Below are 15,518 nucleotides of genomic sequence, written 5' to 3'. Positions count from 1 at the left end.
ATTGAACAGATCAATCAAGCTGTTGAAACCTTTTTAGCAGAGATAGAACGAGAGATAAAACAACTCTCAACAAAAGCCGCTTAACCTTATGGGGGTGTTTTGTTCCCCGCATATCTACAAGCACCCCCGCCCTTTCATAACAACTTTTAAGTCATGCGTGATTCACGAAATGGGTAAATTGCGTCTCAATGTAGGAGAAAAGATATGGCGCCTCGTAAAGCTATCATAACGCAAGCAGACATTGCACGAGCTTTAAGAGAAGCAAAAAAGCAAAAATGCGAACTCATAGAAATCAAACCTACCGGTGAACTGCTTATCTATCTGAAAGCAGATATTCCAATACCAAACTCAACAGCACACCCAGACAAACTTTTAGATTTGTCAAAGAATGAATATTACGAAATCGCACTCTCTAAGATGTAAAATTGATCATGCCAAAACCACGCCCCCCTCATCTCGTTAAACAAATTACCCAACATGGCAAAATCGTATGGTATGTACGTATTGGTCATGGAAAACGTATTAGAATACGCGGAACTTATGGAACACAAGAGTTTGTTGACAACTACAAAAGCGCACTTGCCGAATTACAAGGCATAATCCCTCCAAAACCGAAAATCGGCAAACTGATTGAAGGGTCATTTGCATGGCTGCTTAAACAATACTTTAACAGCTCTAATTGGCATAGCTACACTAAAGCTACAAAAAAACAAAAAGAACTCATCCTTATGAAGGTATGTGATACCATAGGAAACATTCCATACAAAGCAATTGAAAAGAAACATATCATAGCCGGCGTTGAACGACGCAAAGAAACACCAGCAATGGCTAGAAACTTTCTGAAAGCCCTTAATGGGCTTTTTAATTGGGCGATTGACCAAGGTCTTTTAGAAAATAATCCAGCCTTAGGTGTTAAAAGACCAGCCCTTCATAACAAAGATGGGTTTGCTGTTTGGACAGAAGAAGATGTTGAGAAATATTATCAAAGATGGTCCCATGGTACCCATGAACGCGTTTGGATTGATGTCCTTTTGTATACGGGTTTGCGTCGTGGTGATGCGGTCCGCATTGGCTGGAAAGATGTAAAGAATAATATCATTCATCTCAAAACAGAGAAAAGTAAATTCCAAACAGATGTCTTTCTACCTATTTTACCGGAATTAGCCAAAACGCTTGAAACTGGTCCTATTGGAGAAGAAACATTCATTTGTGGTAAAGAAGGTAAAAAACTAGTTAAAGAAAGTTTTGGCAACCTTTTTCGTGAGGCTTGTAACGTAGCGGGAATCAAAAAATCAGCACATGGCTTAAGAAAATTAGCAGCAACACGCGCAGCTAATTCTGGTGCAACAGTATCACAACTCAAAGCAATTTTTGGCTGGACAAATGATGCTATGGCATCTCTTTACACAAAGAGCACAGACCGTAAAAAACTCGCTCTTGCAACCATAAAAAAGCTTCAAAAAGATGAGGGATAGAGGCAAAAAAACTCAATAGAATCAAGATTCACCTATTCCCTTATATTAGACATAACTATTTTATTTTACTTGCTTTTTATTTGCCTGTCACGCCCACCATTCAACTTTATAGTATAAATAAATTATCGAATTATCGTATTCTTCCAAGGTACGGGATGCGTAAATAAAGATTCGGAAATAAGATTTTGCAACATGCCTCTACAAAGGGCATACTTTACGGAGTGTTTCTAATATTTTTTACGTTCTGATAGCGCCTCTTGGGGGAAAAAGTATCACAAACGTAATAACAGCCTCATTTTTCAACAGATTAGAAGTTTGATTTTAAAATTCTTTCCACAAGCATAGGCTTCCGTTCTAAAAAATATTGTTTATTTCCTGATCTATCCTCTGTTTTTCTTAATTCTTTCATGTCTATTGGTATACACTTGTTGTCTAAACAGTTAGATATAACAACAGTCACTTCGATAGATATAAAACACTTAACCTTAGAGCTGTATTTTGAGTTTACCAATTACAGATTATAATAAAATATTAAAAAGAGTAAAAAACACGGTAAAAGCAAATTTTTTCATTCTAAAAATACATTGATTTATAATCATGTTTTATTGTTTGCCATGTTGAATGAGAAATCCGAATATCGTAATGTTTTCTCATTTCAAACCTATTTATATTGAATCAAACAAAACCGTCTCTCTTACACGTCATAAGAGGAATTAGTATTAAGTAAAAATTGTATAAAAAAGCACAAAAATGCCGATAAATGCCTCAAGTGCTGAGATCTATTGCAACATCGGAGGCTGACAAATAGGCAAAGTGTATGATAATGTCAGCTTATTTCTTCATAAGTGTAAAGATGATGGAGCTCAATGGATTTATCATTGTACCATTCACGAGCGCCAGAGTGAAGTGAGCTTTAAGAGATATCTCTTAAAACAAAGCCTGTAAAATGGCATTCTCCTCACACTGTATTCCTATTGAAATAATGATCACCTTGAACCGTGTGAGTTTAGATCTTCAGAGCTCATCTGTATAACATTTTAATGTGATTGTTATCCAATATTAAAATACTTCTAACATGATGTACAAACTATAAAGAAATAAGAAAAAACATTTGAAAATGTAAATATGAAATCTAAAATTTAACTCTAAGATACAATCTATCTTCATTCATATAAATATACAGTATACATTCTTAAACCTATAAGACTAAGAAAACCTAAACATTGATGAAACCTATAACCCTACCTGAGAAACAGTGACAATCATGTTAAATCAAATTGTCCGCAAGTGTCTCTCATTGAAAAAAACAATATCTTATCTGGACGGCACATATAACATCTTTTTATACGAAAAAACTATAAAGAAGTAATTCGTTATGAATCACAGCTTCCAAGACAAGAAGATATTTTCCACCTCTTGTGCCATCTGTAAATTCTCATCATAAACAGATATCGTTTTTATTCTTCAATGTTTCATAAACTGTTCTAAATCGAATCCATCATGCCTTGTATCTAATCAAAATCGATCTTACCAAAGATCATGCTAAAAAACGTAATAATATTATTCATAAAAAATAAAAAAATCACAATAGATGTTTTTGGGCAATTTCACCAGCATTAGCCGCAATGCTTAAATCTAATCTAAGAAATAAAATATTCATTTTCAGAAAGATGAAAAGAAGCTCATAAAAAAGAGTTTTTGTAATCTGTTTCCTAAAGCATGTGATATAGTAGCAACACTCGGCAAGAATATGCAATGCTAAAGTTTCAGCAATCAAAAGCAATTTTTACTGAAAAAAGAGAAAACAGCATCATTTTATACTAAAACAGTCAACAGAAAACGTTTAGCAACAAAATAAACCAAAAAACATCAAAAAGATTCGGGATTATACAGAAAAATAAGCTAATAGAATAAAAGGAAAACTCTCTAACTTTTTATAGCCTATAAATATCATTTAAACATGGTGATCCCGACAGGATTCGAACCTGTGACCCACGGCTTAGAAGGCCGTTGCTCTATCCAGCTGAGCTACGGGACCCAACTGATTATTTTCTCAATTCAAAATAGCATCTTCAATTCAATGTGTCCAAGAATGCTGCCGATCACTGCGAAAATTATCAGAATAAGAAATAGCACGTCGAATCGATGTATGTTTCTTTTCTACACGGTAAGAGATAGCATTCTTACGTGCAAAAGCAATCGCTTCTTCCTTCCTATTAAATCGAATCCTTACCTGATTATTCATATCAGACGTTGCTGTGTAGCCCATAAGAGGTTCAAGCATTTTTGCTTTCATTGGCTCATACTCTAGAATCCAAAAACCTGTATTCCCCTTACCTGACTGCATAGCTGTCTTAGCAGGACTATAAATACGTGCGATCATGCCTTTTTCCTTCAGATTACACAACGCTTGGATGATAGTTTTCACCACACGTACCCAATTGGGTCATTCTCACACACTCAATCAAATATGGTCGGAGCGATAGGATTCGAACCTACGACCCCCTGATCCCAAATCAGGTGCGCTACCAGGCTGCGCTACGCTCCGCCATTTACATTTACTTGATGCACATTTCCTAAAATTTTCACAACAGAAGTGCAAGAGAAAAACACACTTTTTTTTAATTTTGTTGTATTTCTTTACAAAAAAGCACATTTTTTAATTTTTCCCTCTACTCAATAACAAATTTATTGACAAATAGTAGAAAATAACTTCCGTAAGAAAATCCAATCTATATTAAAAAATAACGAATTTCTCTATAAGGATTTCATAATTTTTATCCTGTTTTAAGCAAGCTCTCATTGTATCAAAACACATTCCACAGATACAATTTTAGAAAAAAATGACTTAAATATTATAGAAAAACTTTCCCAAAGAGAACATAAGCCAAAAAATTCAGCTGTATTAAGCTTTTTTCCCCTCTTTTTCTATCTTCCCAAAGACTCTTTTATTAAAAATTCTAGAATCTTCTACAATCCAAATCCATAAACAACAAACATTTTTTCAAAGCACAAAGGTTTTATTATAAATAAAATACAGCGCTCTTTTTAGAAAAATTTTCAAATACGAAGATGGTAAGAATTCAACATCATACAATAAAATCTCAAAGCTATTTAAAATAAAAACACGATAAGAGTAAAAAATACTATTTTTTACTCTTATATAGATATCCAAAAAGAAAAAATTTAAATGACTTGTCTTCCACATATTGAAACGATAATAGAAGGACAGAATAAGTAAGCCATGATAAGGAGTATTTACGGATTTCTTCTATTTAAAACTTCAGCAATAACAGCACGTGTTATTTTTCTTTTTCTTTGTAATGCCAACTGATCAACAGAATCAATAACACGCTTCAATGAAAATAAAGAACGTTCACAACGGCTTACAAGATAATAAACCGTATCTGGATGTACAATAAGTTGCCTATCGGAAAAAAGCTTAAATGCAACAGCTGTTAACAATGCATCATCAGGCTGATTAATTTCAACGAACATCACCGAATTAAGGCGACTTTTTAGATCATTTAACATTAAATTCCAAGCGGAAGGAAGTGTTTGTGCCGTCATCAATAAAGTAGCTTGTCGTGCATCAAGATTTGCTTGCTTAATACTGTTAATTAAATGAAAAAGTTCTGTCTCATTGATTTCACCTGTATCAATATCCTCTATTAAAAATGATCTGCCTAAAGAAGCCATAGTAACAGCCTGATCAAGTTCATTGTGCTGAATCCTGAAAGCATCTGCTTTTTGGAGCCATATATTAGAAAAATGCGTTTTTCCAGATCCTTCTTTACCAACCAAAACTGCAATAGGTAAGCTCCAATTGGGCCAGTGATCAATAAGCTGAAAAGCCATACGATTGCTTTCCGTTACCACTAAATCCTCAAATTGAAAAATCGGATCATAAGGAAAATTTAAAGATAATTGCGTTTCACGCCCATTCATTTTAGCGGCTCCGAATTTCCGCTTCGCGAATACATCTGAGAACTCAGATAAGTATGAAGAGCAAAACGAACTAAAACGCCAACAGCCGCTGCCGCAGGAACAGCAACAAGCATACCAGTAAAACCAAAGAGTGAAGAAAAAGCAAAAAGTGAAAACATCAACCATACAGGATGTAATCCCACTGATGAACCTACAAGCTTGGGTTGAAGAATATAACCTTCAATAAATTGACCAATTAAAAAAAGTGCCATCACAACAATGATTCCCCCCCAATTATTGGGATAAAACTGGACCCATGCAATACCAACAGAAAGGACCAAACCACTCATTGTGCCGATATAAGGAATAAAGCTAATAAGACCAATAAACATACCAATCAAAAGACTAAAATTGAGTCCTGCAATCGTTAAACCAATAGCATAATAGCCTCCCAATATGAGACAAACTGTTCCTTGTCCACGAACAAAGCCTGCAATAGCTCTATCCATTTCATGAAAAATACTACGGACGGTTTCAAGATGATCACGCGGTATTAACGAATCGATTGCTGTTACCATACGTGGCCAATCTAATAACATATAAAATGCCACCACAGGTGCCACAACAAATAGGCTAACGATATTAACGATTGACTTTCCTGACTTTAAAAGTGAATTCAAAAGAGACGTAATAAAATCCGAACCTTCGCCCAAAAATCCTTTAATATTATTCCGTAATTCATTTGGATCACTTCCAAAATAGCGCCTTAACCAATCAAAATCATGCTCAACAAAAAAGGTTTGAATACGATTAATATAAACAGGTAAACCATCACTCATAAATTGCTGTATTTGCCAACTAATAACAGGAATCAAAATAACTAAAGCAGCAACAAAGGTAATAACAATAAATAAGGTAATAAGGACAGTCCCAAACACACGACGAATACCAAATTTTTCAAGTAATTGAACAATGGGATTGAGAAAATAAGCCAACACAATCCCTGCCACAAAAGGAAGCAAAATCGATCCAAAAACAAACATAAAAAGAATGAAAAAAATCAGCGTACCAAGCCAAAAAAAGATTTGTCTTTTCATATTATTCGGCAACGGTAATTGAGTATACGCTGGCACATAAGTCTTATAACGATCACGAGATGTATTCTCACTCACTTTCTTTCTCATAAGTTGCCAAGAAGACTGTTCGTGATTATCTGATATCTTGCTCATAAAATATCCTAAAAAAATCTTCACAAAAAATTATAAACAACTTCAAAATAAGGTACAAGAAAAGTTGCTTATTTTCTTATCAATATCTCTTGCAGAGAGAACTCTATCATGGCATTGCATAATATCAAAACCTGATTTTCCATTAAAGGAAGGCTCCAATGAGCAATCAAGATCTTACAAATAATAAATCCAAGGCTGGGGATAAATCCAAAGCTGGTCTTACCTACGCAAAAGCCGGTGTAAACATCGATATGGGTAATGCTATGGTAGAAAAAATTAAACCCTTTATACGCGCGACAAAACGAGCCGGAGCAGATGCAGAAATTGGCGGGTTTGGTGGCCTTTTTGATTTAAAAGCAGCTGGCTTTACAGATCCTATCCTAGTAGCAGCCAATGATGGTGTGGGAACAAAATTAAAAATTGCCATTGAAGTGGGGCACCATAACACTGTAGGTATTGACCTTGTAGCTATGTGTGTCAATGATTTACTCGTACAAGGAGCTGAACCTCTCTTTTTTCTGGATTATTTTGCAACTGGAAAGCTCGACCCTGAACAAGGTGCTGCGATTGTTTCTGGTATTGCAGAAGGATGTAAACAAGCCGGTGCTGCTCTTATTGGAGGAGAAACTGCAGAAATGCCAGGAATGTATGCAGAGGGAGATTATGATCTAGCCGGTTTTGCTGTAGGAGCATGCGAACGCAGCAAGCTACTCCCTTCAAAAGATTTGATAGAAGGTGATGTTATATTAGGTCTAAGCTCCTCTGGAATTCATTCCAATGGCTTTTCGCTTGTTCGACGAATCATCCAGCAAAATTATCTCAAATGGAATAACCCTGCCCCTTTTTCCCCCGAAAACAGCCTTGGTATAGCACTTCTTACACCAACACGCATTTATGTAAAATCGCTTCTTCCCATCATGCGAAAACATGAAGGGATTAAAGCTCTTGCTCATATTACGGGTGGAGGCTTTCCTGAAAATATTCCACGTGTCCTTCCATCTTCTCTCTGCGCTGAAATTAATCTTTCTACCATCAATGTTCCAGCAGTATTTTCATGGATTGCCAAACAAGGTAAAATAGAAGAAAGAGAAATGTTAAGAACATTCAATTGTGGTATTGGCATGATCATTATCGTAGCACAGCATGCAGCTGAAACAATTACACAAGCTCTTGAAAGAAAAGGAGAAACTGTAACTCCCCTTGGCATTTTAATAAAATGCCAAGATCAAAATAAAGGAATACTTTATAAAGGGGTACTGCATTTATGAAAAAAAAAATTGTCGTTTTTATTTCTGGTAATGGGTCCAATATGGTCGCACTTGCTCAAGCTAGTCAACAAAAAGAATATCCTGCTGAAATCGTCGCGGTTATTTGCGATAATCCGCGCGCAAACGGTATTGAAAAGGCGCAAAACCATAACTTACCTATTCATATTGTTGATCGTAAAATTTACAAAACAAAAGAAGAGCATGAAGAAAATATTTTTACGATTTTAGATCAATATAAACCGGATTTTCTCTGCTTTGCAGGGTATATGCGTCTTATCTCACCACGTTTTGTAAAACTTTATGAAGGACGAATTTTAAACATTCATCCTTCTCTTTTGCCTTCATTTAAAGGCTTAAACACACATGAAAAAGCTTTACAAGCAGGTGTAAAAATCACGGGTTGCACTGTTCATCTTGTTACAGAAGACATGGATGCAGGAAAAATCCTTGCCCAAGCAGCCGTTCCAGTCTATCCCCATGATACTGCTGAGTGCTTAGCACAAAGAGTTCTTAAAGTAGAGCATAAACTCTACCCCGAAGCTTTAAAAGCATTTATTGAAGGAAAGAGCAAAATGATAGATACGCAACAACAGCTTTTATCTTTTTGAGTGTATCAACAATCTATTAATCAGCATATTTCAATGCTTTACACATAGTTTTTACTCAGTTTCTACAATTGAAAATCTCTATGAAATGTTGACATAATAGAGTCCATCTCTTCATAAATTTTTGCACAAAATATGTGGTGTTTTTGAATTTTAGTTCATTTTCAAAATTCTTCTTTATTCAGTTCTATGACATTATCATAAACACTATTTATCAAAATACTCTCGTATTTCGCCTAAAAAATCTTAAAATACGCAATTTTCTATTGCATAATTTTTTGCTCATGACGAAAGTGTTTCTTTAACTGTTAGAGCTAACTGTTTGAGTGTAAAAGGTTTAGATAAAAAACCAAAAACAGCATCTTGTGGAAGATTTTTAGCAAAAGCATCTTTTGCATATCCAGAAACGAAAAGAAATTTGATACCAGGATAGTTTTTACGGACTTCCTTCAATAAAGTGGGCCCATCCATTTCTGGCATTACCACATCGGAAACAATAATATCAACATCTCCTTTTTGTTCCTCAAGAATAGAGAGTGCTTCCACCCCACTTGCTGCCTCTAAAACCGTATATCCTCTCATTTGAAGAGCTCTTACCCCCCCCATTCTGACCGCATCTTCATCTTCAACCAATAAAACAGTCGCAGATCCTGTTAAGTCTATATTTTTATCTTTCTCTTCATCTTTTTCAATCTTTTGAGAAATTTCTCCTTTTATATTGGGGATATAACGGGGAAGAAAAATATGAAATGTTGCTCCTTCACCTTCTTTACTTTCACAATAAATATACCCACCGCTCTGCTTGATAATTCCATAAACCATTGATAAACCAAGTCCTGTTCCTTTTCCAACTTCTTTTGTTGTAAAAAATGGCTCAAACATTTTTTCTTGTATAGCAGCAGATATACCAGCCCCTGTATCTGAAATAGTCAATTGCACATACTCGCCAATTGCTAATCCAAGATGATTAAATTCAGCACTTTGTTGCTTTGTAATATTATTTGTCGCAATCGTAACAATACCTCCATCTAACATGGCATCACGCGCATTAATAACCAAATTCATAATAACACGCTGAAAAGATGCTTGATCAACTTCAACGCTCCACAAATCTCTTCCATGGATAATTTTTAACTGAATATTATTCCCCAAAAGTGGTAAAATAAGATTGCGGATATCTGATAAAAATTCAGTAAAATCAATTTCTTCAGGTCGAAGTGTTTGCTTTCTAGAAAACGCTAACAATTGCTGGACAAGAGCAGCTGCACGATTAGCATTGTTTTTAATATTGATCAGATCAGCATGAGCAGGATCAGAACTACGATGCGTATTTAAAAGAAGATCACACGACATTAAAATTGCTGTTAAAACATTATTAAAATCATGAGCAATGCCGCCAGCCAATTGTCCTACAGCTTGCATCTTCTGACTTTGCATCATTTTATCTTCAAGAGTTTTTTGTTCGGTTGTTTCAATCACAGAGATAATAAGCAAATCTTGCAATGCATCACCGTGATAGGGCGGTACAGACATAATATGGAGCCGTAAATGGCATTCTTCATTTTTTTCTAAAACAGTTTCTAGAGAAACAAAATAATTTTTATTTGTCGCAATTCTCTGAAAAGAACGCTCTAACTGCACACAATCACGACGAGAAATAACATCATAAAAATTGACAGCTTTGTCCATACATCCCGTAAGTGATGAAAAAGCTTTATTCATATGAACCAATTGCCCTGCATGATCCACCACAGCTATTGCAAAAGGACTCGCATCAAAATATTCTCCTAATATACTGGGTAATTTTAATTGATCATCTTCTTCTTTTTGTACTTGTTGTGGAATGATCACAATACGATAAATGTCCTCCTCTTCTAAGAGAGAAGAAACAGATATAAGACAATGGAATATTTTCTCACAAGTCGTGTATGAATTTAAACATAACGAAAACCTATAAGGTAAAGAGTAACCTGAACTTTGATATCTGTTGGTTTGCAAACAGATATCACTCCATGAGCTCTTAGCACCAACGCTATCAAATAACGAATCAAAATTATGTTGACCAATTGAGAAATTCGCTAAATCAATTGAGAACCATTCTGCAAAAGTCGCATTGGCATAAAGAATAGTTCCTTGTTTATTAACGGATACAAAACCAATAGAAGCTTGATCCAAGTGATTGATAGCCTCTTGAAGGTTCGAGAAAAAAACTTCTCGCGTTTGTTGTAAGTGCGAAATATCAGTAATACGCCAAAATAAAAGCTTTTTTTTCTGTTTTGTGATAGGTTGAACGGAAATATTATACCAAACAGATTTTTTTGGTGTAGAATCAGTAAAAATTGGCTGTTCTACTCTTAATTCCTCTTGCGCTGCAAGATTATTACAGGCTGCAACCTTTAAGCGGTACGAGAGTCCACCAGCTCCTGGAAGATCCGCAATAACCCTATAACAAGACACTTCAGGCTTATAGGTCAGAATTTTTCGATAGTTTTGATTAGAATAATAAACAAAACCAGAAAGATCAGAGATTACAATTGCATCATCGCTCCTATTAAAGATGCTAAAATCAAAATCTTCATGCAACCACACATGATATCTTAAAATTCCCATTCCACACAAAACGAGTGTTGCAACACCGATCATTGCTAGAATCAAAAAAGATATTGATATCGCCTGTTGCAAATAGTTTTGTGTATAAAAAAAACCTAAAATACCCACAATGAAAAGAAAACCTAATACAAAAACAACACCAAAAATCACAACTCTCCGATGAAACGAAGACGCTGATCTTTCATTATTCTCAAAATCTTTATCCATCTCTCTTTGCCTTAGCTTATAGCTATTTCTTATGTCACAAAACTTCCTTTATATTCGTTGTTATGTTGTTATAAAGTATATGCTATGATATTATCTAAGATAAGCTCGCTTAATATTCAAAAGTTTATTTCTTACCATTATAAGTGAACCTTTTGAGGGTATGTTTATAAATTTATCTCAATAAAAAATAATATTTCCATCCAAAATGGGAGAAAATCTATGTATATCTGGTTATCAGAGCAAATAGGTGTATTTGCTGCAAACATAACGATAAGCTTTTTGCTTTTTATAATAACAATCGCAGCTATTACCGTAATTATCGTGTTTTTACGTCGCTTAAGTACGGGAAGATACAGCATTAATAGAAAAAAAAGTCTATCACGATTAGCATTATGTGAAGTAATTTCTATAGATCGGGCACGCCGCCTTGTTTTAGTCCGTTGCGATAATAAAGAACATTTGCTCCTTATTGGCGGATTAACAGATGTGGTTGTAGAATCTGATATTACTGGTACATCAAAAATACAAAAAAGAGAAACACACACACATCTAAATTCCGCCCTTCCAGAAAGAAACGATATATCGGATAAAAGTCCCTCTCCTTTTACGAATCAAGCGGTAAAAGATTCAGCCATCACCGCCGAAATTGAGGGGCGGCAAGAACCATCTTTATTCATTCCTACCCCTCAAAAATAAAATATACAATTTTATCACCACGAATTTCGTTTGTTTATCATCTCAATAACCTTAATCATCGCGATAAACTCTTTCACGTCGTTCATGACGTTCTTGCGCTTCCAATGACAAAACGGCTATCGGCCGAGCCTCAAGACGCTTTATACTAATGGGTTCGCCGGTTTCTTCACAAAAACCGTATGTCCCATTATCAATGCGCTCTAAAGCAGCATCTATTTTTGAAATAAGTTTCCTCTGACGATCACGAGCACGTAATTCGATTGTACGATCAGTTTCACAAGAAGCCCGATCAGTCAAATCGGGCTGACCAACATTCTCTTCCTGCAAATTTTCCAAAGTCTCACGAGCTTCTTTTAATATATCATTCTTCCAAGAAACCAATTTAGCACGAAAATACGCCTTTTGCCGCTCATTCATAAAAGGCTCATCTTCACTAGGGCGATATTGACCATCAATCTCTTCGCTCATGCAATAAAAAACCTCCACATATGCTATGTGCGGTCTATATATTGTGCAATACCCATCAACACAAGAGTAAAATGTTTTTTCATAACAATCGACGAATATATCTAAATGCACTGTTTAGGTTTGATCGCTTTTTTATGTAGATTGAATTCTTGATCAAATCTCATCCAAAATCATTTTTCTCGCTTATTGAAAAACTTTAAAAAGAAGGAAATCAGATATCAGAGCCATCCCTCCCCTACTCTCTACATTGTTTAAAATCTAAATGAAGCAACAATAAATCATTTCATCAATGCAAAAAAATAAAATCTTTATAAAGGCAAAGTGTGATATTCACGTTTCAAATACATCAAAGCATCTTTTTCTTTATTACAGTTGATTGCAACAACCTCACCAATCAAAACACAATGGGTTGCGTGTTCGTGCCAACAAATCAAACGACAATCAAACGACGCTAGAGCGTCTGAAAGACTAGGCGCCCCCGTTTGCAAAGCTCCCCATTGAGCAACATCAAAACGCTCATTTTGTGTAGAATTGCAACGCCTCGAAAAAACATCCGCTAATGAGCGATGTTTTCCTGCCAAGCTATTAACACAAAAATTTCCATTCTCCATAAACACCTGATTCTTTAAATTATGGCGCATGAGACAAACAAGAAGGGTTGGAGGATTATCAGATAAAGAACAACACGCCGAAACAGTCACCCCACGTCTTCCCTTAATACCATTTGTTGTCACAATATGCACAGCTCCTGCAAAAAGACTCATGGCATCTCGATATTCTTGGGAAGAAACCGCAATAGTATGTTTATGTTGAAGTTCAGGCATCAAATATGTTTTATGATTCGACATATCTTTCACTTATAAAGCTTTAAAATTTTAAGCAATCTTTCCATAAAAAGACCTATAATACATATTTTTTCTTTTCCGTCATAACACAAAAAATATTTGTGTATACACAGCGATATGATAAAAACTGCCAATCTAAGGAGATTTTAATGCCCCATGCACATCTCATTTCGCCTTCTCTCTTGGCTTCTGATTTTTCTAAACTTGGACAAGAAATGTTAGATGTTGTTGATGCTGGTGCAGATTGGCTTCATCTTGATATTATGGATGGGCACTTTGTTCCTAACATCACCTTTGGTCCTGAAATTGTCAAAGCTCTGCGCCCATTAACAAAAGCAATATTTGATGTCCACCTGATGATCGCACCAGTAGACCCTTATTTAGAAGCTTTTGCAAAAGCAGGTTCAGATATTATAACTATTCATGCTGAAGCAGGTCCACATCTTCATCGTTCATTACAAACAATCAAAAAAATGGGGAAAAAAGCAGGAATCGCACTCAATCCAAGCACCCCTGAACATGTACTTGAATATTTGCTTGATCAATTAGATCTCATTCTCATCATGACGGTCAATCCCGGTTTTGGTGGACAAAGTTTTATTCCAGAAATAAAAAATAAAATTAAGCGCGTTAAAAGCATGATTGCAAACCGCCCTATTGATCTTGAAGTTGATGGTGGTATCACCGTTGATACAATTGGGATAGCTGCAAAAGCTGGTGCAAATGTATTTGTCGCAGGCTCTGCAATTTATAAAGATGGAAATAAAGAGCTTTACAAAACACGTATTAGTGCATTGCGCCAAGCCGCAATCCTCTCACAACAAGGAAAAAAATGATGATCGCACGTTATTCCCGCCCTGCAATGGTAACAATTTGGTCTCCCGAAACAAAATATCGTATTTGGTTTGAAATTGAAGCCCATGCCTGTGATGCCCTTGCTCACTTAGGGATTATTCCGAAAGAAGCCGCCAAAGTCATTTGGGAAAAAGGGGCAGCAGCTAAATTTGATGTCAATCGCATTGATGAAATTGAAGCAATTACCAAACATGATGTTATCGCATTTCTAACCCACCTAGCTGAATTCATTGGACCAGAGGCACGTTTTATCCACCAAGGCATGACATCATCTGATGTTCTCGATACAACGCTGAACATTCAATTGATGCGTGCGAGTGATATTTTGCTAGAGGATATAGATCAACTTCTTGAAGCATTAAAAAGACGTGCTTTTGAGCATAAAGAGACAATCACCATTGGGCGGAGTCATGGCATTCATGCTGAACCGATAACATTTGGAATCAAGTTTGCTCTTGCATACGCTGAATTTTCCCGTTGTCGCAAACGTCTTCTTGCTGCACGAGAAGAAATTTCTACTTGCGCGATTTCAGGAGCTGTAGGAACTTTTGCTAATATCGATCCACGCGTTGAAGAACATGTAGCAAAAGCCTTGAAGATGCGTACTGAACCGGTTTCCACCCAAGTAATACCAAGAGATCGTCATGCTATGTTTTTTGCAACACTTGGTGTTATTGCTTCCTCTATTGAAAGGCTAGCAATAGAAATACGCCACTTACAACGAACAGAAGTTCTTGAAGCAGAGGAACATTTCTCACCTGGGCAAAAAGGTTCATCGGCAATGCCTCATAAACGTAATCCAGTTTTAACAGAAAATTTAACTGGATTAGCCCGTATGGTACGTGCATTTGCACTCCCAGCCATGGAAAATGTAGCTCTTTGGCATGAACGTGATATTTCCCATTCATCTGTTGAGCGTTATATTGCTCCAGATGCGACGATTACACTTGATTTTGCTCTTTCTCGCCTCACATCTGTCATTGAAAATCTCATTGTCTATCCAGAAAATATGCAAAAAAATCTCAATAAATTCCGCGGTCTTGTTCACTCACAACGGGTTCTTTTAGCACTCACACAAGCAGGGATTAGTCGTGAAGATTCTTATCGGATTGTACAACGAAATGCGATGAAAGTTTGGGAACAAGGAAAAGATTTTTTAGAAGAACTCCTCAACGACAAAGATGTTACCAAAGCTTTAAGTGAAGAAGAACTTCGCGAAAAATTTGATCTTTCTTACCACACCAAACATATCAATACGATTTTTAAACGTGTTTTTGAAGAACAATAAAGCGACATAGAAAACCAAAATCCATTCAACCTATGATCAAAAATC

Annotated in this window: 13 protein-coding genes, 2 tRNA genes and 1 pseudogene; 8 read left to right on the top strand and 8 right to left on the bottom strand. The window is 35.9% G+C overall.

The window, feature by feature from the left end:
- From ACFIO5_RS05365 to ACFIO5_RS05355, 3 genes and pseudogenes are all read left to right on the top strand, one after another.
- Positions 1–84: pseudogene (locus tag ACFIO5_RS05365) on the top strand (lambda exonuclease family protein); the annotation flags it as partial.
- A 120-nt stretch (positions 85–204) separates the two neighbouring features.
- Positions 205–423: a hypothetical protein gene (locus tag ACFIO5_RS05360; RefSeq protein WP_375643864.1), complete on the top strand. Its 219-nt coding sequence runs from the start codon at positions 205–207 to the stop codon at positions 421–423.
- 8 nt (positions 424–431) lie between these two features.
- Positions 432–1,475, top strand: coding sequence for a tyrosine-type recombinase/integrase (locus tag ACFIO5_RS05355; RefSeq protein ID WP_375701242.1), 1,044 nt, complete (start codon positions 432–434; stop codon positions 1,473–1,475).
- A gap of 1,961 nt (positions 1,476–3,436) precedes the next feature.
- Here ACFIO5_RS05355 and ACFIO5_RS05350 read toward each other — a convergent pair.
- The 5 genes from ACFIO5_RS05350 to ACFIO5_RS05330 form a co-directional block, all read right to left on the bottom strand.
- Positions 3,437–3,513, bottom strand: a tRNA-Arg gene (locus ACFIO5_RS05350).
- A 39-nt stretch (positions 3,514–3,552) separates the two neighbouring features.
- Positions 3,553–3,858, bottom strand: coding sequence for an ETC complex I subunit (locus ACFIO5_RS05345; RefSeq protein ID WP_375617799.1), 306 nt, complete (start codon positions 3,856–3,858; stop codon positions 3,553–3,555).
- Positions 3,859–3,946: 88 nt separating this feature from the next.
- Positions 3,947–4,023: transfer RNA gene (locus ACFIO5_RS05340), tRNA-Pro, on the bottom strand.
- 710 nt (positions 4,024–4,733) lie between these two features.
- Positions 4,734–5,423 (bottom strand): DnaA regulatory inactivator HdaA, encoded by a 690-nt coding sequence (gene hdaA, locus ACFIO5_RS05335; RefSeq protein ID WP_375617798.1) that lies wholly within the window; start codon positions 5,421–5,423, stop codon positions 4,734–4,736.
- Positions 5,420–6,631: an AI-2E family transporter gene (locus ACFIO5_RS05330; protein ID WP_375617797.1), complete on the bottom strand. Its 1,212-nt coding sequence runs from the start codon at positions 6,629–6,631 to the stop codon at positions 5,420–5,422. The genes hdaA and ACFIO5_RS05330 overlap by 4 nt, the downstream gene beginning before the upstream one ends.
- A 158-nt stretch (positions 6,632–6,789) precedes the next feature.
- Here ACFIO5_RS05330 and purM point away from each other — a divergent pair, with 158 nt between their 5' ends.
- Entirely contained in the window at positions 6,790–7,899 is a 1,110-nt protein-coding gene (gene purM, locus ACFIO5_RS05325; protein ID WP_375633162.1) for a phosphoribosylformylglycinamidine cyclo-ligase, read from the top strand.
- Positions 7,896–8,507 (top strand): phosphoribosylglycinamide formyltransferase, encoded by a 612-nt coding sequence (gene purN, locus ACFIO5_RS05320; protein ID WP_375633163.1) that lies wholly within the window; start codon positions 7,896–7,898, stop codon positions 8,505–8,507. Before purM ends, purN begins: the two co-directional genes overlap by 4 nt.
- A gap of 279 nt (positions 8,508–8,786) precedes the next feature.
- Here purN and ACFIO5_RS05315 read toward each other — a convergent pair whose 3' ends face one another.
- Positions 8,787–11,321 (bottom strand): response regulator, encoded by a 2,535-nt coding sequence (locus ACFIO5_RS05315; protein WP_375633164.1) that lies wholly within the window; start codon positions 11,319–11,321, stop codon positions 8,787–8,789.
- Positions 11,322–11,540: 219 nt separating this feature from the next.
- Between ACFIO5_RS05315 and ACFIO5_RS05310 the strand changes: the two genes are divergently transcribed.
- A complete protein-coding gene (locus tag ACFIO5_RS05310; RefSeq protein ID WP_375617793.1) occupies positions 11,541–12,017 on the top strand; it encodes a hypothetical protein in 477 nt (158 codons plus the stop codon).
- A 51-nt stretch (positions 12,018–12,068) separates the two neighbouring features.
- Here the strand turns inward: ACFIO5_RS05310 and dksA are convergent, their stop codons facing one another.
- Together dksA and ACFIO5_RS05300 are read right to left on the bottom strand one after the other, a co-directional pair.
- Complete coding sequence (gene dksA, locus ACFIO5_RS05305; RefSeq protein WP_015856486.1) at positions 12,069–12,485, bottom strand: RNA polymerase-binding protein DksA; 417 nt, start codon at positions 12,483–12,485, stop codon at positions 12,069–12,071.
- A 308-nt stretch (positions 12,486–12,793) separates the two neighbouring features.
- Entirely contained in the window at positions 12,794–13,333 is a 540-nt protein-coding gene (locus ACFIO5_RS05300) for a flavin reductase (RefSeq protein ID WP_375606632.1), read from the bottom strand.
- 146 nt (positions 13,334–13,479) lie between these two features.
- On the opposite strand from ACFIO5_RS05300, the gene rpe reads away from it, so the two are divergent.
- Together rpe and purB are read left to right on the top strand one after the other, a co-directional pair.
- Positions 13,480–14,166, top strand: a complete 687-nt coding sequence (gene rpe / locus ACFIO5_RS05295; protein ID WP_375705137.1) for a ribulose-phosphate 3-epimerase — start codon at positions 13,480–13,482, stop codon at positions 14,164–14,166.
- Positions 14,166–15,473 carry an adenylosuccinate lyase gene (gene purB / locus ACFIO5_RS05290; protein WP_375671877.1) on the top strand — a complete coding sequence of 436 codons (1,308 nt, stop codon included), beginning with the start codon at positions 14,166–14,168 and terminating at the stop codon, positions 15,471–15,473. Before rpe ends, purB begins: the two co-directional genes overlap by 1 nt.
- Positions 15,474–15,518 lie beyond the last annotated feature (45 nt).

Source organism: Bartonella sp. AA86SXKL (genome assembly GCF_042196885.1).
Note: the sequence above shows the minus strand (reverse complement) of the source record. Positions and strands in the feature narration are given on the sequence as shown.

Coding starts and splice junctions, on each gene's coding strand:
- hdaA (WP_375617798.1), bottom strand. CDS start 5,423: ATGAATGGGCGTGAAACGCAATTATCTTTAAATTTTCCTTATGATCCG.
- ACFIO5_RS05360 (WP_375643864.1), top strand. CDS start 205: ATGGCGCCTCGTAAAGCTATCATAACGCAAGCAGACATTGCACGAGCT.
- ACFIO5_RS05300 (WP_375606632.1), bottom strand. CDS start 13,333: ATGTCGAATCATAAAACATATTTGATGCCTGAACTTCAACATAAACAT.
- ACFIO5_RS05355 (WP_375701242.1), top strand. CDS start 432: ATGCCAAAACCACGCCCCCCTCATCTCGTTAAACAAATTACCCAACAT.
- purN (WP_375633163.1), top strand. CDS start 7,896: ATGAAAAAAAAAATTGTCGTTTTTATTTCTGGTAATGGGTCCAATATG.
- rpe (WP_375705137.1), top strand. CDS start 13,480: ATGCCCCATGCACATCTCATTTCGCCTTCTCTCTTGGCTTCTGATTTT.
- dksA (WP_015856486.1), bottom strand. CDS start 12,485: ATGAGCGAAGAGATTGATGGTCAATATCGCCCTAGTGAAGATGAGCCT.
- ACFIO5_RS05345 (WP_375617799.1), bottom strand. CDS start 3,858: ATGATCGCACGTATTTATAGTCCTGCTAAGACAGCTATGCAGTCAGGT.
- ACFIO5_RS05310 (WP_375617793.1), top strand. CDS start 11,541: ATGTATATCTGGTTATCAGAGCAAATAGGTGTATTTGCTGCAAACATA.
- ACFIO5_RS05315 (WP_375633164.1), bottom strand. CDS start 11,321: ATGGATAAAGATTTTGAGAATAATGAAAGATCAGCGTCTTCGTTTCAT.
- ACFIO5_RS05330 (WP_375617797.1), bottom strand. CDS start 6,631: ATGAGCAAGATATCAGATAATCACGAACAGTCTTCTTGGCAACTTATG.
- purB (WP_375671877.1), top strand. CDS start 14,166: ATGATCGCACGTTATTCCCGCCCTGCAATGGTAACAATTTGGTCTCCC.
- purM (WP_375633162.1), top strand. CDS start 6,790: ATGAGCAATCAAGATCTTACAAATAATAAATCCAAGGCTGGGGATAAA.